General features: G+C 54.5%; 19 protein-coding genes and 1 riboswitch. Of the genes, 14 read left to right on the top strand and 5 right to left on the bottom strand.

What is annotated here, in order from left to right:
* Window positions 1-3: 3 nt before the first annotated feature.
* The 4 genes from sirB2 to hemA are packed head-to-tail and all read right to left on the bottom strand — an operon-like array spanning window position 4 to window position 3,601.
* Window positions 4-396: an invasion regulator SirB2 gene (sirB2, locus tag HVZ37_RS12050; RefSeq protein WP_044257822.1), complete on the bottom strand. Its 393-nt coding sequence runs from the start codon at window positions 394-396 to the stop codon at window positions 4-6.
* The gene (gene prmC, locus HVZ37_RS12055) at window positions 393-1,226 is read right to left on the bottom strand and encodes a peptide chain release factor N(5)-glutamine methyltransferase (RefSeq protein ID WP_181627547.1); all 834 of its coding nucleotides are present in this window, start codon (window positions 1,224-1,226) and stop codon (window positions 393-395) included. Before prmC ends, sirB2 begins: the two co-directional genes overlap by 4 nt.
* Entirely contained in the window at window positions 1,226-2,308 is a 1,083-nt protein-coding gene (gene prfA / locus HVZ37_RS12060; protein WP_044257688.1) for a peptide chain release factor 1, read from the bottom strand. The genes prmC and prfA overlap by 1 nt, the downstream gene beginning before the upstream one ends.
* Before the next feature lie 36 nt (window positions 2,309-2,344).
* Window positions 2,345-3,601, bottom strand: coding sequence for a glutamyl-tRNA reductase (gene hemA, locus HVZ37_RS12065; protein WP_043000480.1), 1,257 nt, complete (start codon window positions 3,599-3,601; stop codon window positions 2,345-2,347).
* Window positions 3,602-3,802: 201 nt separating this feature from the next.
* Between hemA and lolB the strand changes: the two genes are divergently transcribed.
* The 12 genes from lolB to HVZ37_RS12125 all read left to right on the top strand — a co-directional run bounded on the left by lolB (window position 3,803) and on the right by HVZ37_RS12125 (window position 15,537).
* Window positions 3,803-4,426, top strand: coding sequence for a lipoprotein insertase outer membrane protein LolB (gene lolB, locus HVZ37_RS12070; protein WP_043000479.1), 624 nt, complete (start codon window positions 3,803-3,805; stop codon window positions 4,424-4,426).
* Window positions 4,423-5,274 (top strand): 4-(cytidine 5'-diphospho)-2-C-methyl-D-erythritol kinase, encoded by an 852-nt coding sequence (gene ispE / locus HVZ37_RS12075; RefSeq protein ID WP_181627548.1) that lies wholly within the window; start codon window positions 4,423-4,425, stop codon window positions 5,272-5,274. Before lolB ends, ispE begins: the two co-directional genes overlap by 4 nt.
* Before the next feature lie 266 nt (window positions 5,275-5,540).
* Window positions 5,541-6,488, top strand: coding sequence for a ribose-phosphate diphosphokinase (prs, locus tag HVZ37_RS12080; protein ID WP_001518537.1), 948 nt, complete (start codon window positions 5,541-5,543; stop codon window positions 6,486-6,488).
* Between the two features lie 164 nt (window positions 6,489-6,652).
* Window positions 6,653-8,305: a C4-dicarboxylic acid transporter DauA gene (gene dauA / locus HVZ37_RS12085; RefSeq protein ID WP_043000477.1), complete on the top strand. Its 1,653-nt coding sequence runs from the start codon at window positions 6,653-6,655 to the stop codon at window positions 8,303-8,305.
* Window positions 8,306-8,452: 147 nt separating this feature from the next.
* A complete protein-coding gene (locus HVZ37_RS12090; RefSeq protein ID WP_043001918.1) occupies window positions 8,453-8,962 on the top strand; it encodes a GNAT family N-acetyltransferase in 510 nt (169 codons plus the stop codon).
* Between the two features lie 161 nt (window positions 8,963-9,123).
* Window positions 9,124-9,352: riboswitch (cobalamin riboswitch) on the top strand.
* Window positions 9,353-9,571: 219 nt separating this feature from the next.
* Window positions 9,572-10,624 carry an ABC transporter substrate-binding protein gene (locus tag HVZ37_RS12095; RefSeq protein ID WP_054176263.1) on the top strand — a complete coding sequence of 351 codons (1,053 nt, stop codon included), beginning with the start codon at window positions 9,572-9,574 and terminating at the stop codon, window positions 10,622-10,624.
* Window positions 10,625-10,689: 65 nt separating this feature from the next.
* Entirely contained in the window at window positions 10,690-11,757 is a 1,068-nt protein-coding gene (locus tag HVZ37_RS12100; protein WP_181627549.1) for an iron ABC transporter permease, read from the top strand.
* The gene (locus tag HVZ37_RS12105; protein WP_044257681.1) at window positions 11,754-12,569 is read left to right on the top strand and encodes an ABC transporter ATP-binding protein; all 816 of its coding nucleotides are present in this window, start codon (window positions 11,754-11,756) and stop codon (window positions 12,567-12,569) included. The genes HVZ37_RS12100 and HVZ37_RS12105 overlap by 4 nt, the downstream gene beginning before the upstream one ends.
* Window positions 12,570-12,580: 11 nt before the next feature.
* On the top strand, window positions 12,581-13,021 hold the full coding sequence (locus tag HVZ37_RS12110) for a pseudoazurin (RefSeq protein WP_043000473.1): 441 nt from the start codon (window positions 12,581-12,583) through the stop codon (window positions 13,019-13,021).
* Between the two features lie 14 nt (window positions 13,022-13,035).
* Window positions 13,036-13,587 (top strand): ubiquinol-cytochrome c reductase iron-sulfur subunit, encoded by a 552-nt coding sequence (petA, locus tag HVZ37_RS12115; protein WP_044267229.1) that lies wholly within the window; start codon window positions 13,036-13,038, stop codon window positions 13,585-13,587.
* Window position 13,588: 1 nt separating this feature from the next.
* Complete coding sequence (locus tag HVZ37_RS12120; protein ID WP_181627550.1) at window positions 13,589-14,728, top strand: cytochrome b N-terminal domain-containing protein; 1,140 nt, start codon at window positions 13,589-13,591, stop codon at window positions 14,726-14,728.
* Window positions 14,729-14,733: 5 nt separating this feature from the next.
* The gene (locus HVZ37_RS12125; protein ID WP_044267231.1) at window positions 14,734-15,537 is read left to right on the top strand and encodes a cytochrome c1; all 804 of its coding nucleotides are present in this window, start codon (window positions 14,734-14,736) and stop codon (window positions 15,535-15,537) included.
* A 69-nt stretch (window positions 15,538-15,606) separates the two neighbouring features.
* On the opposite strand, the gene ychH is transcribed toward HVZ37_RS12125, so the two are convergent.
* Window positions 15,607-15,885: a stress-induced protein YchH gene (gene ychH, locus HVZ37_RS12130; protein WP_012132144.1), complete on the bottom strand. Its 279-nt coding sequence runs from the start codon at window positions 15,883-15,885 to the stop codon at window positions 15,607-15,609.
* 274 nt (window positions 15,886-16,159) lie between these two features.
* Here ychH and pth point away from each other — a divergent pair, with 274 nt between their 5' ends.
* Both pth and ychF read left to right on the top strand, forming a co-directional pair.
* Window positions 16,160-16,744, top strand: a complete 585-nt coding sequence (pth, locus tag HVZ37_RS12135) for an aminoacyl-tRNA hydrolase (RefSeq protein ID WP_043000471.1) — start codon at window positions 16,160-16,162, stop codon at window positions 16,742-16,744.
* 116 nt (window positions 16,745-16,860) lie between these two features.
* The gene (gene ychF, locus HVZ37_RS12140; protein WP_043000470.1) at window positions 16,861-17,952 is read left to right on the top strand and encodes a redox-regulated ATPase YchF; all 1,092 of its coding nucleotides are present in this window, start codon (window positions 16,861-16,863) and stop codon (window positions 17,950-17,952) included.
* Window positions 17,953-17,995: the final 43 nt, after the last annotated feature.

Consider the following 17,995-nt stretch of genomic DNA (forward strand, 5'->3'; position numbering starts at 1 on the left):
GACTTACCCCAGTAACGGTATTTTTGTGGTGGCGAGTTTAATGATGATGTACAGCACCACCAGCGCCAGCGGGAACGCGATTAATCGCGCCTGCCGACTGCGCGCCCGACGGTAATCGAGCGCAATAAAACCCAAAACGATGTAAATGATAACTCCAAACAGCTTCTCAGTCAGCCATGTCCCCTGCTCCGTGAATGGCAGGATGTGCGTTTTAGCGATCAACCCCACACCAGTGAGCAACAAAACGGTGTCAACAATCGGCGGTACGACGCGCGTCCAGCGCGCGTGAGCCCGCGCAGAATGACATTCACGCCACCCATAACGCAGCACAAACAGACTAACGGAAAGCGCAATGCTAGCGAGGTGAACCCCTAACAGGAGCGTAACGCTGTTCATACGGGCTTGCATCCGAGCGTAAGACGCTCGTTGTCGCCATAATCGCGACAGGTTTCTACCGCCTGGTAGCCCGCGCGATTAAAGGCGTCACGCACCACGGCGCCCTGCTGCCAGCCATGCTCGATCAACAGAAAACCGCCCGCTTCCAGCTGCGTGCGAGATTGCTCGATGATGTGCACAATGTCGGCCATTCCGCAGTCACCGGCGACCAGGGCGCTCAGCGGTTCGAAGCGGACATCGCCCTGCGCCAGATGCGGATCCTGCTCGTCAATGTACGGCGGATTGCTGACAATCATCGCAAACTGCTGCCCCGGCAAGGCGCTAAACCAGTCGCTTTGCAGAATATGGACATTGTTGATAGCCAGATGAGCCGCATTACGCTGCGCCAGCGCAACGGCATCCGGCATTCTGTCAACCGCCGTGACCTCGCAGTCAGGGCGCTCAGACGCCAGCGCCAGCGCAATCGCACCAGTGCCAGTACCCAGATCGAGAATGCGGCACGGGGTTGTTGGCAGTCGCGCCAGCGCCTGCTCCACCAGACATTCGGTATCCGGACGCGGGATCAACGTGGCCGGTGAAACAAACAGCGGCAACGACCAGAATTCCCGCACGCCAGTTAAATGTGCGATCGGTTCCCCCCGTTGACGGCGAGCCAGCAGCGTCGCCAGTTGCGCCTGCTGGGCGTCGGTCAACGTCGTTTCGCCAAACGCCAGTATCCAGGTGCGCCCTTTTCCGGTCACGAATTCGAGTAAGATCTCGGCATCGCGACGCGGGCTTTCACTCTCCTGTAGCTGGCTTATCGCCTCACGTAACCAGTGCTGAAAATCCATTATTCCTGCTCGGACAGCGCCGCCAGCTGATCGGCCTGGTATTCCTGCACGATCGGCTCAATCAGCATATCCAGTTTGCCTTCCATTGCTTCATCCAGACGGTAGAGCGTCAGGTTGATGCGGTGATCGGTCACACGCCCCTGCGGAAAGTTGTAGGTCCGGTTGCGGTCGCTGCGGTCGCCGCTGCCCAGCAGGTTACGACGCGTTGACGCTTCGGCCTGCTGACGCTTCGCCACTTCTGCCGCGCGAATACGCGCGCCGAGCACCGAGAGCGCTTTGGCTTTGTTCTTGTGCTGCGAACGTTCGTCCTGACACTCCACCACAATGCCGGTCGGCAGGTGAGTAATACGGATCGCGGAGTCGGTGGTGTTAACGTGCTGACCACCCGCCCCGGAGGAACGGAAAGTATCAATGCGGAGATCGGCCGGGTTGATATCCGGCAGTTCGGCTTCCGGCAGCTCCGGCATCACCGCCACGGTACAGGCAGAGGTGTGGATTCGGCCCTGCGATTCCGTTGCCGGTACGCGCTGCACACGATGCCCGCCGGACTCAAACTTCAGTCGACCATAGACGCCGTCGCCGCTGATCTTGGCGATAATCTCTTTATAGCCGCCGTGCTCGCCTTCGCTGGCGCTCATGATCTCCACGCGCCAGCGGCGTGTTTCGGCATAGCGGCTGTACATGCGAAACAGATCACCGGCAAATAAGGCCGCTTCATCACCGCCAGTCCCGGCGCGAACTTCCAGAAACGCATTGCGTTCATCGTCCGGATCTTTCGGCAGTAACAATACCTGTAGCTGCTGTTCCAGTTGTTCACTCTTGTCTTTCGCTTCGCGCAGTTCTTCCTGCGCCATTTCACGCATTTCAGGATCGTCGAGCATCATTTGTGCTGTTTCGATATCGTCCTGAATCTGTTGCCAGTCCGTAAAACAGCGAGAAACATCGCTTAGCTGTGCATACTCGCGCGACAGTGCGCGAAAACGTTCCTGGTCTGCGATGGTTCCCGCATCACCCAGCAGCGCCTGAACTTCTTCATGGCGTTCATGCAGGGCTTCCAGTTTGGCAACGATAGAAGGCTTCATAGGCGTAAATGCACCTTGTAAAAGAAGGGTGTGTTGCTACTCCAGCCCGAGGCTGTCGCGCAAGATATTCAGGCGTTCGTCATCCCCGTCACGGGCGGCCTGCTGAAGAGATTTGGTTGGTGCATGGATCAGGCGGTTGGTCAGTTTCCATGCCAGATCCTGCATAATGGCCTGCGCGTCACCGCCCTGTTCCAGAGCAGCAAGCGCTTTTGCAGTCAGTTCATCCCGTACATGCTCAGACTGACTCCGGTATTCACGAATGGTTTCACTGGCGCCCTGAGCACGCAGCCAGGCCATAAACTCGCTGGTTTCCTGCGCGACAATCGTTTCGGCTTCCACTGCCGCAGCTTTGCGCTGCGCCAGGTTGTGCGAAATGATGCTTTGCAGATCGTCAACGCTATAGAGATAAGCGTTCGCCAGTTTACCGACTTCCGGTTCGACATCGCGCGGAACGGCGATATCCACCAGCAGCATCGGCTGATTGCGGCGGCTTTTCAGCGCACGCTCCACCATCCCTTTACCAATGATAGGCAGCGGGCTGGCGGTTGAACTGATGATAATGTCAGCTTCCCGCAGACGTTCGTCGATGTCGCTGAGTGCGATCACTTCAGCACCCACTTCATCGGCCAGAACCTGCGCCCGCTCGCGGGTGCGGTTGGCGATAATCATCTTCTGCACTTTGTGTTCGCGCAGATGGCGTGCCACCAGTTCGATGGTTTCGCCCGCGCCGACCAACAGCACGGTGACCGTGGAAAGTGATTCAAAGATTTGGCGCGCCAGCGTACAGGCGGCAAACGCAACGGACACGGCGCTGGCACCGATATCGGTTTCGGTACGAACCCGTTTGGCAACGGAGAACGATTTCTGGAACATACGTTCCAGCGCGCTGGCGTTCAGGTGGCCTTTTTGTGAATCCGCAAACGCTTTTTTCACCTGGCCAAGGATCTGTGGTTCACCGAGTACCAGCGAATCCAGACCGCTGGCGACACGCATCAGATGGCTGACCGCATCGTTATCCTGGTGCCAGTAGAGACTGCTGCGCAGATCGTCTTCATCAAGATTGTGGAAATCACATAACCAACGAATCAGCGCTTCCTGCAGGTTATCCTGCTCTTCCACGCTCAGATACAGCTCCGTGCGATTACACGTCGACAAGACCACGCCGCCCTGCACCATTGGCTGCGCAAGCAGGCTTTCCAGCGCCTGATCGAGCGTATCTGGCGAAAACGTTACGCGTTCTCGCAGCGATACAGGTGCCGTCTTATGGTTAATGCCGAGCGCTAAAAGGGTCATGTCTGCGGGAGTAGTACCAGCGTTGATATGGTTAGTCTGCTCGCATCATACAGGATGCGCGGAATCAATAAAAGAGAGTGCCCCCTTTTGGAGTAATCGCTTATTGCTTAAATTAAGATAACGTGAACGTAGACGATATACCCGCGCGGCGCTAGCATTAAGGGTTATTATTGCAACGTATCACAAGGATTCGTCATCATTATGACCCTGCCTGATTTTCGCCTGATCCGCCTGCTTCCGCTGGCAACCCTGGTTCTGACCGCCTGTACGCTCAACGCGCCGAAAGGCCCGGGGAAAAGTCCGGACTCTCCTCAATGGCGGCAACATCAGCAGGAGGTTCGCCAGTTAAATCAGTATCAAACGCGCGGCGCGTTTGCCTATATTTCCGACGAGCAGAAGGTCTATGCGCGCTTTTTCTGGCAGCAGACCGGCCAGGATCGCTATCGCCTGTTGCTGACCAACCCGCTTGGCAGCACCGAGCTTGAACTGAACGCGCAGCCGGGTAACGTGCAATTGATGGACAATAAAGGCCAGCGCTATACCGCTGACGATGCCGAAGAGATGATCGGCAAGCTGACCGGTATGCCTATCCCGCTAAACAGCCTGCGTCAGTGGATCCTTGGCCTGCCGGGCGACGCGACCGACTATAAACTCGACGACCAGTACCGCCTGAGCGAAGTGAACTACAGCCAGGACGGAAAAAACTGGAAAGTGGTCTATAGCGCGTACGACAGCAAAACCTCCCCGGCAATGCCGGCCAATATGGAACTCTCCGACGGTGCTCAGCGTATCAAGCTGAAAATGGATAACTGGATTGTAAAATGATGACCCAGTGGCCCTCTCCGGCAAAACTGAATCTGTTTTTATACATCACCGGACGACGTGCGGACGGTTATCACACGCTGCAAACACTGTTTCAGTTCCTCGATTATGGCGACACCCTCAGCCTGGAACCGCGTCGCGACGGCGAAATTCATCTCCTGACGCCGGTTGACGGCGTGGCACATGAAGACAACCTGATCGTTCGTGCCGCGCGACTGCTGATGAAAACAGCCGCAGAGCGCGGTCGGCTGCCAGCCGGTAGCGGTGCAGATATCCGTATCGAAAAGCGTCTGCCGATGGGCGGAGGCCTGGGCGGCGGATCGTCGAACGCGGCAACCGTGCTGGTCGCGCTAAACCATCTCTGGCAGTGTGGTCTGTCGCTGGACGAACTGGCCGAGCTCGGTTTAACGCTCGGGGCTGACGTGCCGGTGTTTGTCCGCGGACACGCCGCCTTTGCCGAAGGCGTCGGAGAGATCCTGACCCCGGTGAAACCGGCCGAAAAATGGTACCTGGTGGCTCATCCTGGCGTCAGTATTCCAACGCCGATGATTTTTAACGATCCCGACCTCCCCCGTAATACGCCAAAAAGGTCAATAGAAACGTTATTAAAATGTGAATTCAGCAATGATTGCGAGGTTATCGCAAGAAAACGTTTTCGCGAGGTTGATGCGGCGCTTTCCTGGCTGTTAGAATACGCGCCGTCGCGCCTGACTGGTACAGGAGCCTGTGTCTTTGCTGAATTCGATACAGAGTCTCGTGCCCGGCAGGTGCTTGAGCAAGCCCCGGAATGGCTCAATGCCTTTGTGGCGAAGGGTGTCAACCTCTCTCCACTGCATAGAGCGTTACTCTAACTCATTGAAGTTTCAGTACGTTGGCGAGATGACGAATTGCCAGCCGCATACATCAGTATGTGACTGGTGTGAGGCCTTGAACCCAGCGCGCATAAAACATAAATGATGACGGGTAAGCCGGGCAAGCTGAGTTTCGGTGACAACGTCACCCTGTTCCAGACGTTGCATCGCGCTCGTTAATACACCGCATGGAGAGAGTCCTGCCTGGCCCGCACAGTTTTTGGCAAACTCTTTCCACCAATGGACGCATGCCTGAGGTTCTTCTCGTGCCTGATATGAAGCTTTTTGCTGGTAACGCCACCCCGGAACTAGCACAACGTATTGCCAACCGCCTGTACACTTCTCTCGGCGACGCCGCTGTAGGTCGCTTTAGCGACGGCGAAGTCAGCGTACAAATTAACGAAAATGTACGCGGTGGTGATATTTTCATCATCCAGTCCACTTGTGCTCCAACGAACGACAACCTGATGGAATTGGTCGTTATGGTTGATGCCCTGCGCCGTGCTTCCGCAGGCCGTATCACCGCCGTTATCCCTTACTTTGGCTATGCGCGCCAGGATCGTCGTGTACGTTCCGCTCGTGTGCCGATTACGGCAAAAGTTGTCGCTGACTTCCTGTCCAGCGTCGGCGTTGACCGCGTTCTGACCGTTGACCTGCATGCTGAACAGATCCAGGGCTTCTTCGACGTACCGGTTGATAACGTATTTGGTAGCCCCATTCTGTTAGAAGATATGCTGCAGCTGAATCTGGATAACCCGATTGTGGTTTCTCCGGACATCGGTGGCGTCGTGCGTGCCCGCGCTATCGCTAAGCTGCTTAATGACACCGATATGGCGATCATCGACAAACGCCGTCCGCGTGCAAACGTCTCTCAGGTGATGCACATCATCGGTGACGTAGCGGGTCGTGACTGCGTGCTGGTTGACGATATGATCGACACCGGTGGTACGCTGTGTAAAGCAGCTGAAGCGCTGAAAGAACGTGGTGCAAAACGCGTATTTGCTTATGCCACTCACCCGATCTTCTCAGGCAATGCGGCAAACAACCTGCGTAACTCTGTGATTGATGAAGTCGTTGTCTGCGATACCATTCCGCTGACCGACGAAATCAAAGCACTGCCGAACGTGCGTACGTTGACCCTGTCGGGTATGCTGGCCGAAGCGATTCGTCGTATCAGCAACGAAGAATCGATTTCTGCTATGTTCGAGCATTAATCGAACCCGGCTCAAAGACCCGCTGCGGCGGGTTTTTTTGTCTGTAACCTTTATTTGTATGACTTATGCCTCCTTCACCTGCCAACCCGCCATTTCATTGAGTTGACAGATGATGCGCTCATGGATGAAACATTATTGTGAACAGAATTTTTTCCTCACATGTGATGCCTTTCCGCGCCCTCATCGACGCTTGTTGGAAAGAAAAATATACCGCCTCACGGTTTACCCGTGATGTGATTGCCGGGATCACCGTCGGGATTATTGCTATCCCGCTGGCGATGGCACTGGCTATCGGGAGTGGTGTCGCGCCGCAGTACGGACTTTATACCTCCGCTGTGGCCGGGATTGTTATTGCCTTAACCGGGGGCTCGCGTTTTAGCGTCTCAGGCCCGACCGCCGCGTTTGTGGTGATCCTCTACCCCGTTTCACAACAGTTTGGGCTGGCAGGCCTGCTTGTCGCGACGCTGATGTCCGGGGTCTTCCTGATCCTCTTTGGCCTGGCCCGCTTTGGCCGCCTGATAGAGTACATCCCGGTCTCAGTTACCTTAGGTTTTACCTCAGGGATTGGTATCACCATTGGTACCATGCAAATCAAAGATTTCCTCGGTTTGCAGATGGCCCACGTTCCGGAACACTATCTGCAAAAAGTCGGCGCGCTATTTATGGCTCTGCCGAGCATTAACCTGGGCGATGCCGCCATCGGGGTGGTCACGCTGGGCACGCTGATGATGTGGCCGCGTTTGGGCATTCGCCTGCCGGGCCACCTGCCCGCCCTACTCGCCGGCTGTGCTGTCATGGGGATCGTCAACCTGCTGGGCGGCCACGTTGCCACCATTGGTTCTCAGTTCCACTATATTCTGGCCGACGGCTCACAGGGCAACGGGATACCGCAACTGCTGCCGCAACTGGTGCTGCCGTGGAACCTGCCGGATTCTGATTTCACGTTGAGTTGGGATTCCCTGCGCGCCCTGCTTCCGGCGGCCTTCTCAATGGCCATGCTGGGGGCAATCGAGTCCCTGCTCTGCGCCGTGGTACTCGACGGAATGACCGGCACGAAACACAAAGCCAACAGCGAGCTGATTGGTCAGGGCCTGGGTAATATTGTCGCCCCCTTCTTTGGTGGGATTACCGCAACGGCGGCGATTGCCCGTTCGGCGGCAAACGTCCGCGCTGGCGCAACATCCCCTATTTCCGCCGTGATCCACGCGCTGCTGGTGATCATGGCGCTGCTGGCGCTGGCACCGCTGCTCTCATGGCTGCCGCTGTCGGCGATGGCGGCCCTGCTGCTGATGGTGGCCTGGAACATGAGTGAAGCGCACAAAGTTGTGGATTTGCTGCGTCATGCACCCAAAGACGACATCATTGTGATGATGATGTGTATGTCACTGACAGTGCTGTTTGACATGGTCATTGCCATCAGCGTCGGGATTGTGCTGGCCTCGTTACTGTTTATGCGCCGTATTGCACGCATGACGCGACTGGCAGCGGTTAACGTCGAGGTCCCCGATGATGTACTGGTGCTGCGCGTGATCGGCCCACTGTTCTTTGCAGCCGCTGAAGGATTGTTTACCGATCTGGAGTCACGCATCGAAGGAAAACGCATTGTCGTACTGAAATGGGACGCGGTACCGGTGCTGGACGCAGGTGGTCTGGATGCCTTCCAGCGCTTTGTGAAAAGATTGCCAGAAGGCTGCGAACTGCGCGTAAGTAACCTTGAGTTCCAGCCGCTGCGCACGATGGCGCGCGCTGGCATTAAGCCGATTCCGGGTCGTCTGGCCTTTTTCCCGAACCGCGACGCGGCGCTGGCTGATTTATAATCTTTTTGCGCTTACCGGTCTGTTCCTGTACAGGCCGGTAACATTTTCCGCTCTGTCCCCTGTTTTTCCCCTCCCGTGTTGTTATTATTAGCTTTCAGTTTCTGCAAATAAGAGTGACAACTCGTGATTTCATTTACGCTACGTGAAATGACCGGAGAAGATATTCCGGCGGTTCAGTTATTTCTGATTCAACATCTGAATGAATTTTTTGCGGCTGACAGACCTGCCCCTACTCCCGGACAGGATGTTTTTAACCTGCAACAGCAGTATATTCAACAGCAGCGCAATGTATTGCTGTGCGCCTGGAGCGAAAAGCAGGAACTCATTGCGACCCTGGCCGTCTGCCAATATGACGACCGTATAGCCGAACTTCGCGGACGCTATATTTTGACAGAAACGGCAGAAATTTGTCGCTGCTATGTGGACAAACGTTACCGCAGAAAAGGTATTGGACGTCAGTTACTCGCTTTTGCTGAAACATTCTGCGAGCAGCAGCGGTACAACTTATTATACTTACATACCCATCATTTTTTACCGGGAGGTTATTCATTCTGGCGACGTAATCATTTTCAGGTTGTGATGGATATGCACGATGACTGGCAATTAGTGCATATGGAGAGATCACGTAAATCACGCATGAATAAGAATATTACTTGATCAATGTCAATCAATTCTCATTTAGCTTTTCATTATTACATTTCGACATCCGCAATTTCATCCTCAAAAAAAACATAACACATTGATACACAACAACTAAAATTTATCCCACTCAATAAAATTCGTCTTTCCCCTTGCGATTGATCTTGTTAACAAATGCCGATACAGTCTTTTTCGACAGTATTTCATTGCACCAACATTGTAATGAATAGGAACATGGTGCGGATTATTGCAATCCCATTCCATGACTGCCCCCGCAACTGTAGGCGGATACAGAATATCCTCGTGCAGCATATTTTGTTGCAGGTCACTGTAAAGCGAATCTTTATGGGAAGGCCGATATTCTGATTACCGTGAGTCAGGAGACCTGCTGTCAAATTTATACCCCATTGAGTGGACGGGATGGTCCATGTGATGAATTATTTGATATTAGGCACCGTGAAAGAGTGAATCAGATCCTTGACTGAACCGCTGACTTTCTTTATTTGCATAACGTCATGCATAAATTTCACGATGTCCTGTCATCTATCGTCATGAACTCTCCCGATATATGGAACGATATAATCCATGACCAGACGTTCAGATTCTGGCATGAACGGGATGATAATAATGCACGCTAATGTTACCTCTTTACCTTATAAAAAAATGCTTCTGGTTGTTGCTGGTGCCGCACTGTTTCTCACCTCAGGTCTTTCTCATGCAGCCAAAACGGAATATCCATTGACGATAAAAAACTGTGGTCGGGATATGACATTTCACGCAGCGCCAAAACGTGTTGCCACCGTAGGACAAAACAGCACTGAGATCCTGTATGCGCTGGGCCTGGCCGATCGCGTGGTAGGCACATCGCTGTGGTTCGGGCCCGTTCCCGACGCGTATAAGGCGGCAAATGACAAGATTGCGGTTATTGCGCAGAACATCCCCAGCTTCGAAGGCATCATTGCCAAAAAACCGGATCTGGTCGCCAGCCAGTTCGAATGGCAGATCGGCCCTGCGGGCACGGTGGCGTCTTATGAACAGTTCAGCGAACTGAAAGTGCCGGTCTATACCGCACCGGCAGACTGCGCGAAAGATAACGAAGATGGCGGTGACGGCGTGCGCAAAGGCATGTTTGATATCGCAATGGTCTATCAGGAAGTGGCCGACTTAGCGAGGATCTTCGACGTTCAGGATAAGGGCGAAGAACTGATTGCCAGCCTCAAAGCACGTGAAACGGCAGCGAAGAACAAAATCGCCGGGATGGACAACAGTGTCTCTGCCGTTTTCTGGTTCTCCAGCGCCGACCTGCAATTGGATCCGTATGTCGCCGGGAAATTAGGGCCTGCTGCCTGGATTGCGCAGACCCTGGGTATCAAAAACGTCATTGATTCCGCAGAGGAATGGCCAACGGTCGGTTGGGAAACCATCGCCAAAGCCCAACCGACAGTGATTGTGCTGGGGGAAATGAGTCGTCGACGTTTCCCGGCCGATGACTGGCAGGTGAAAATGGATTATTTGAAATCCGACCCGGTCACCCAGCTGATCCCCGCCGTAAAAGCCGATCATTTACCCGTGATTGATGTACAGACCATGAATGCCGGAATCAGAACGATTGACGGTGTTGAAAAACTGGCTGACGCCCTGGTTGAGTATGGTTTAGCGCATCCTCAAGCCGCGCATTAACCCTCGTTTCGCGCCAGTTCCTGACGGGGCTGGCGCGTGTTGCGCACTCCGAAACGCAGGTGACTATGAGCGATTTACGCAGGCCACGTCACGCCGTTAGTCGGCTGGCAGTCAATGTTTGCGGCCACGCCCTCTGGGTTAGCGTGCTGATGTGTGGCGTCCTGCTGGCAGGGATCGCCATTGGCGAGACGTTTATTCCCTGGCAGCACGTATTCAACACGCTGGCAAACCATCTGTTTGATACCGATTATCCGGTTGATGCGCTGGATGCCGGGATCGTCTGGAACTATCGCCTGACCCGTGCGCTGGTCTCCGCCAATTGTGGCGCCTGCCTGGCCGTGTCCGGCGTGGTTTTACAGTCGTTACTGCGCAATGCGCTTGCCGAGCCGTATCTGCTGGGCATTTCCGCAGGCGCATCAACCGGTGCGGTGCTGGTTGCGCTGACCGGACTGGGCGCCGGGATGATCAGCATGTCGTTCGGCGCATTTGTCGGTGCCCTGACTGCCTTTTTGTTTGTGGCCCTTCTGGCGGTAGCGGCAGGCGGCAGACAAGGCGGTGGGGTGACGACGCAAATCATTCTCGCCGGGATTGCCAGTTCCCAGTTATTCAATGCGCTGACCTCGCTGATCATCACCCGTTCAGCTAACGCGGAACAGGCACGCGGCATTATGTTCTGGTTACTCGGGAATCTGAGCGGCGTCCGCTGGCCGGATGTGGTGCTGGCGATCCCCACAGCGTTAGTTGGCGTTGCGATATGCTTCTGTTATGCCCGCCATCTGGATGCCTTCTCTTTTGGCGCGGAGTCCGCCGCCTCACTGGGGATTCCGGTAAAACGCACACGTGGCGTGCTGATTGCCGCCGTAACGGGTATGACGGCCATTATGGTCTCCATCGTCGGCGCTATTGGCTTTGTGGGACTGGTGATCCCTCACGCCGCCCGTCTGCTGGTAGGCAATCAGCACCATCGTTTGCTGCCTGTCAGCGCGCTGATCGGCGCCATTTTCCTGATCGTCGCCGATGTTATCTCCCGCACGCTTCTCCCCGGACAAGTTCTGCCTATCGGCGTTATTACGGCCCTGGTCGGTGCGCCCGCGTTCTCCATCATCCTGATCAGAGGAAACCCGACCAAATGACCGTCAATCCTGTACCGACTCCGGTTGCCATCCGCGACGCGATAATTCAGGCGAAAAGTCTGCACTGGCAGGTGAAAGGCAAAGTGATCGTCAATGACGTCTCACTCAGCGTGGCGCCGGGTGAGTTTGTCGGCATTATCGGCCCCAATGGTTCCGGGAAAACGTCGCTGATTTCATTGCTGGCCGGTCTGCTGAAGCCCACCGCCGGTCACATCCTGTTGCAGCAAAAAGCGCTGCATCGCTATTCACGTCGTCAACTGGCGCAGCAGGTCGCGCTGGTTGAGCAGCAGGCAGAAACCAGTGAGCGCCTGACCGCGATACAGGCCGTCTCGCTGGGGCGAACCCCGTGGCTGAGCCTACTGAATCCGTGGTCGGACAACGATGACGATATCGTCCAGACCATGCTGGAGAAAGTCGATCTTCAGCATCTTCGCCATCGCTGCTGGCACACCTTTTCCGGCGGCGAAAAACAACGCCTGCATATTGCCCGCGCGCTCGCTCAGCAGCCACAACTGCTACTGATGGACGAGCCCACTAATCACCTCGACATTCAACATCAGATTGGCCTTCTCAGTCTGGTGAAACGCGAAAAACTGACGGTTGTCGCCGCTCTCCACGATCTCAATCATGCGGCCATGTTCTGCGATCGCATCATCGTGATGAACGCCGGTCGTCTGGAAATGCAGGGCCGTCCCTGCACCATTTTCACCCGCGAGAATCTCCGCGCCTGGTTTGGCATTGACGCCATCGTCGAGCGCGATCGCCATGGTGCGAACTGTTTTATTCGTTATCAAAGACCTGAAGAAACCTAAGGAAGCCCCCCATGAACTCTCTGAAAAAGAGCCTGAACGTATTGTGTTTGCTGGTCCTTACCGCTTCTGCCTTCGCGCAAACCCACGAAGTACTGATGAAGAATCGCGGTTCAGCAGGCCCCATGGTCTATGAGCCAGACTACCTGGAGATTCAGCCTGGTGATACGGTGAAATTTATCCGCAAACATAAGAGTCACAACGCAGCCTCGATTGCTGAACTGTCACCTGCGGGCTACCCGGGATTTATCGGCAAAATCGATGAGGAGATCGCAGTGAAGTATGACAACGCGGGCTTCTACGGCATTAAATGCACCCCGCATTATGCGCAAGGGATGGTCATGCTGATTAAAGTCGGCAACGCCACCCTGCCGGACAGCTATCGCGCGTTTACGGCCCCCGGGATCGCTAATAAGCGCTTCCAGGATATCTATTCGCGTATTGATAAACAGTAAGGGAGAGCGCTGTGGTGGTGGAGAACAAACAGCCGGATAAAGACATTCAGCAGCAACGACGCAACTGCCTGTGCAAATTGACAAAATTTGTTGGCGCAGCGGGAGTGACCGCCGCCGTCTGGCCGTTAATTTCCGCATTAGGGCCGGACGAAACAACGCGCGGAGAAAATGAGCCGATAGACGTCTCGCTGGCGGGGATCGCCGCAGGACAAACCCTCAGACGCATCTGGCAAGGGAAGCTGATCCTCATCCATCATCGCACGCCGGAAGAGATCGTCGCGGCCCACACGGGTGACCACAGCACGCTTGTCGATCCGCAATCGGACAGCGAACGGGTCGCGTCTGACTATCCGCAGTGGCTGGTTGTTCAGGGGTATTGTCCGCATGCCGGCTGTGTTCCCAATACCAGACCCGGTGGACAGGGCTGGATTTGCCCGTGTCACGGTTCGGAGTTTGATACGTCCGGACGGGTCACCCGCGGCCCCGCAACCACTAATCTGGCCGTTCCTGAGTTTGCCTTTCATCCTGATGGTCTGACCGTGCGTATAGGCGCTAAGGACGTGTGAGATGATCTGCTGGCGCATTCCTTTCCCGCGCTCCATCGCCGGTGTATGGCTGTTTGCCGTTGGTGCGATCCTGCTGGTGATGCTGGGAATACAGATCCTGACCGGTATCGTGCTGGCGATGTTTTACGTCCCGACGACATCGCTGGCGTTTGATTCCATCATCCACATCATGCGCGCGGTCAGTCACGGAGAGTTGCTGCGCAATATGCACGCCATCGGCGCATCGCTGTTTTTCTTTGCCTGCTATTTGCATATTTTCCGTGGCATGTATTACAGCGTCTACCGCAGACCGTATGTGACGATGTGGATGGTTAGCGTCACGTTGTACGTGCTGCTGATGATCACCGCGTTTCTTGGCTACAGCCTGATTTGGGGGCAAAAGAGCTACTGGGCAGCGACGGTGATCACCAGTTTCGCCCGCGCTATTCCGGTAGTGGGCGACGGGTTGTATACCTTGCTGGTAGGCGGCTATGCGCCTGGCACCCCTACGCTTGGGCGCTTTTACGTCCTGCACTTTATTCTTCCCGTTGTGGTCGTGGTGATGACGATTTTCCACATCCGTACGGTACAGTCGGCCTTTGCTCACGCGATGAAACGGGCCTTCAGCGAGAAAGCGTCTCGTCGTCTGCTCTTCGATTACCGAATCACGGATGCAGATGCTATTAAAATCACGTTATTCCTGATGCTGTTCACCTGGTTTTTGTTCTTCGCGCCGCACTATCTGAGCAGCGCGGATAACTTCATCCCGGCGGATCCCACGGTGACTCCGGCGATTGTTGCCCCGGAGTGGTACTTTCTCCCCTTCTTTTCCATTCTGCGCTGCTTCCCGAACGAACTCGTCGGGCTGGTGGCGATGTGCGGCGCGGTGCTGATCTTCTATTTTCTGCCGTGGCTGGATACCTCCCGCGCACGTTTTCGTCACTACAGCAAATGGGTGAAATGGGGTTTCTGGCTGTGGGTGCTGAACGTCTGTTTTCTTGGGTGGCTGGGATCAAAAGCCCTGGTTGGCCCCGATCTGACGGAGGGCATTCGTAATGAAGAGGGATGGATCCGCGCGGTCTCGCAACTGTCGACAATCGGCTATTTCGCCTGGTTTTTACTGGTGCTGCCCTGTCGTCGTTTTCTGGAAAAGCAGGACTGAAGATGATGAGACAATTACTCAGATGCAGCATGCTGTGGGTGGTACTCTGCGCGATGAGCCCCACATTCGCGCAAGAGCCTGTTCCCACGCGCCAGGAGTGGAGCTTCAGCGGTCTCTCCGGAGAATATGATAAGGCGCAATTGCGACGCGGTTTGCAGGTCTATGAAGAGAAGTGTCGGGCCTGTCACGGCATGAAATACCTGACGTTTCGCACGCTGACCAAACCCGGCGGCCCGGAACTAACGACAGAAGACGCGAAAAATCTCGCCAGCGGCTATGTCTTTCCGATTATTCAGGATGACGGTCAACCCGGTGAGCGGGACGGCACCCTGAACGACAGCTTTATTTCGCCTTATCTCAACGATCAGGAAGCGAGACACCTGAATAACGGCGCCCTGCCCGTGGATTTAAGTTATATCGTTCGCGCCCGAACCTACGATCGCGGCTTTCCGCAATTTCTGCTGGACGCGTTTATTCCCTACACTGAGCAAGGCGCGGATTACCTCTTCGCGCTCTTAACCGGTTATCTGCCTGATGACCCGGAACTGAAGGCGAATCGTTATTATCCTGGTGGGGTGATTAACATGCCAAAACCGCTGGCGGACGGCGAAATCGAATGGCAGTCAGAATCGCATGTCGCGCAAACTGAAGAACAATACGCACGGGATGTCACCGCCTTTCTGACCTGGGCGGCCGATCCCGACCTGACGGCGAGAAAACATCAGGGAATGTACGTCATGGGGTATCTCGCCATCATGCTGGCGTTATTATGGATGATGCTGCGGATGAAAAGACGCGCACAACAATAACGTGATAAAGAAATCGCAAACCGTGACCAGTCAGCCTGATGCTGGCTGGTCATTATCTTGCAGGGAACGTTAACTGTGACGACGATTATCGTTACGGCGGCAACGTTTGTCGTAATGGCGCACCCACCAGTAGCGGTCGCTGACTTGTTCATGCCCCCCTACGCGGGCACCCGCCAGCCACAAAATGGCGCCGACGAAGATACTGAGCACTGCACCATGTGCGAAAAATTGTGGCAGGTTAAATTGCGGCAACTGGTTTAAAATGGAGTAACCCACACCAACCACCATAACCACTAACCCCAAACCCATGAGCACATTACCGAGTAACGAAGCGTTTTTGCGTTTCATGTGTCACCTCCGGAACTTTTGGGTTGCTTCAGGGAATACCCCTAATCCATATGTGTAAAGTATAGACAACGCACCACTTTGGTAGTGCGCCTGCGATCACAATTACACCCCATTATTCAACAAATCTTTACAAATAAGCCTCTGAACACCTTGACTTTCCAATAATCAATACAGGCAATTATTCAGTTTCCGGGTAAAGTGACACGGTGCTTTGTCAAGCGGGGCGACAGACAGTAAACTACGCGCCAGTTATTGAAACACTCAGGATAAAAACGTGACGATTAAACTGATTGTCGGCCTGGCGAACCCCGGCGCTGAATATGCAGCCACCCGACATAATGCGGGCGCATGGTACGTCGATTTACTGGCAGAGCGGTTGCGTGCTCCTCTGCGCGAAGAGCCGAAATTCTTTGGCTACACCTCCAGAGTCAGTCTGGAAGGTGAAGATGTCCGTTTATTAGTTCCCACCACGTTTATGAATCTGAGCGGCAAAGCGGTCGGCGCAATGGCGAGTTTTTATCGCATCAATCCCGACGAAATTTTAGTGGCCCACGATGAACTGGATCTTCCCCCTGGCGTGGCAAAATTTAAACTCGGCGGAGGTCATGGCGGACACAACGGGCTGAAAGACATTATCAGCAAGCTCGGCAATAACCCTAACTTTCATCGCTTACGTGTCGGAATCGGTCATCCGGGCGATAAAAATAAAGTTGTCGGCTTTGTATTAGGCAAACCGCCTGTTTCAGAACAGAAGTTAATTGACGACGCGATTGACGAAGCGGCGCGTTGCACTGAGGTATGGTTCAAAGACGGTTTGACCAAAGCAACGAATCGATTGCACGCCTTTAAAGCGCAATAAGCAGTGATGTGCGGCATTTTTGCCGTACGCTGTGTATAATAGGCAAAGTTATTTCCATTTCTACAATCTGTTTTCTACAACAGGTTGATTATTAAGATATTAAGGTGATTTAAATCATGGGATTCAAATGCGGTATCGTCGGTTTGCCCAACGTCGGGAAATCTACCCTGTTCAACGCGCTGACCAAAGCCGGTATTGAAGCGGCAAACTTCCCATTCTGTACGATTGAGCCGAATACCGGCGTCGTGCCGATGCCCGACCCGCGTCTGGAGCAGCTGGCTGAGATCGTTAAACCGCAGCGTATCCTGCCGACCACAATGGAATTTGTTGATATTGCCGGTCTGGTAAAAGGCGCGTCCAAAGGTGAAGGTCTGGGTAACCAGTTCCTGACCAACATTCGTGAAACCGAAGCGATTGGCCACGTGGTGCGCTGCTTTGAAAACGACAACATTATTCACGTTTCGGGCAAAGTGAACCCGGCGGAAGATATCGACGTGATCAACACCGAGCTGGCGCTGGCGGATCTCGATACCTGCGAACGCGCTATTCACCGCGTACAGAAGAAAGCCAAAGGCGGCGATAAAGACGCAAAAGCCGAGCTGGCCGCGCTGGAAAAATGCCTGCCGCAACTCTCTGAAGCTGGCATGCTGCGTTCTCTGGATCTGACTGATGAAGATAAAGCGGCGATCCGCTACCTGAGCTTCCTGACGCTGAAACCGACCATGTATATCGCCAACGTGAACGAAGACGGTTTCGAAAACAACCCGTATCTCGATCAGGTACGTGAAATTGCCGCGAAGGAAGGTTCCGTCGTGGTTCCGGTGTGCGCCGCCGTTGAAGCGGACATCGCTGAACTCGACGATGACGAGCGCGACGAGTTCATGCAGGAACTGGGGCTGGAAGAACCGGGCCTGAACCGCGTGATCCGTGCTGGCTACAAGCTGCTGAACCTGCAGACCTACTTCACCGCTGGTGTGAAGGAAGTGCGTGCATGGACCATTCCTGTCGGCGCCACCGCACCGCAGGCGGCAGGTAAAATCCATACCGATTTTGAGAAAGGCTTTATCCGCGCACAGACGATCGCGTTTGACGACTTCATCACCTACAAAGGTGAACAAGGCGCGAAAGAAGCCGGTAAAATGCGTGCTGAAGGGAAAGATTACATCGTTAAAGATGGCGATGTGATGAACTTCCTGTTCAACGTCTAATTCGTTTCTGTTGTCTCATGAGATTTCGCTGAATCTCATGAGA

Source organism: Citrobacter sp. RHB35-C17 (assembly GCF_013816795.1).
GTDB lineage: Bacteria > Pseudomonadota > Gammaproteobacteria > Enterobacterales > Enterobacteriaceae > Citrobacter_A > Citrobacter_A amalonaticus.

Bases quoted from the DNA above. Each gene is read 5' to 3' on its own strand.
- ychH (WP_012132144.1), bottom strand. From the start codon at position 15,885: ATGAAACGCAAAAACGCTTCGTTACTCGGTAATGTGCTCATGGGTTTG.
- hemA (WP_043000480.1), bottom strand. From the start codon at position 3,601: ATGACCCTTTTAGCGCTCGGCATTAACCATAAGACGGCACCTGTATCG.
- HVZ37_RS12100 (WP_181627549.1), top strand. From the start codon at position 10,690: ATGAGCGATTTACGCAGGCCACGTCACGCCGTTAGTCGGCTGGCAGTC.
- HVZ37_RS12105 (WP_044257681.1), top strand. From the start codon at position 11,754: ATGACCGTCAATCCTGTACCGACTCCGGTTGCCATCCGCGACGCGATA.
- HVZ37_RS12095 (WP_054176263.1), top strand. From the start codon at position 9,572: ATGCACGCTAATGTTACCTCTTTACCTTATAAAAAAATGCTTCTGGTT.
- prmC (WP_181627547.1), bottom strand. From the start codon at position 1,226: ATGGATTTTCAGCACTGGTTACGTGAGGCGATAAGCCAGCTACAGGAG.
- ispE (WP_181627548.1), top strand. From the start codon at position 4,423: ATGATGACCCAGTGGCCCTCTCCGGCAAAACTGAATCTGTTTTTATAC.
- prfA (WP_044257688.1), bottom strand. From the start codon at position 2,308: ATGAAGCCTTCTATCGTTGCCAAACTGGAAGCCCTGCATGAACGCCAT.
- ychF (WP_043000470.1), top strand. From the start codon at position 16,861: ATGGGATTCAAATGCGGTATCGTCGGTTTGCCCAACGTCGGGAAATCT.
- HVZ37_RS12110 (WP_043000473.1), top strand. From the start codon at position 12,581: ATGAACTCTCTGAAAAAGAGCCTGAACGTATTGTGTTTGCTGGTCCTT.
- HVZ37_RS12125 (WP_044267231.1), top strand. From the start codon at position 14,734: ATGAGACAATTACTCAGATGCAGCATGCTGTGGGTGGTACTCTGCGCG.
- HVZ37_RS12090 (WP_043001918.1), top strand. From the start codon at position 8,453: ATGACCGGAGAAGATATTCCGGCGGTTCAGTTATTTCTGATTCAACAT.
- HVZ37_RS12120 (WP_181627550.1), top strand. From the start codon at position 13,589: ATGATCTGCTGGCGCATTCCTTTCCCGCGCTCCATCGCCGGTGTATGG.
- sirB2 (WP_044257822.1), bottom strand. From the start codon at position 396: ATGAACAGCGTTACGCTCCTGTTAGGGGTTCACCTCGCTAGCATTGCG.
- dauA (WP_043000477.1), top strand. From the start codon at position 6,653: ATGCCTTTCCGCGCCCTCATCGACGCTTGTTGGAAAGAAAAATATACC.
- lolB (WP_043000479.1), top strand. From the start codon at position 3,803: ATGACCCTGCCTGATTTTCGCCTGATCCGCCTGCTTCCGCTGGCAACC.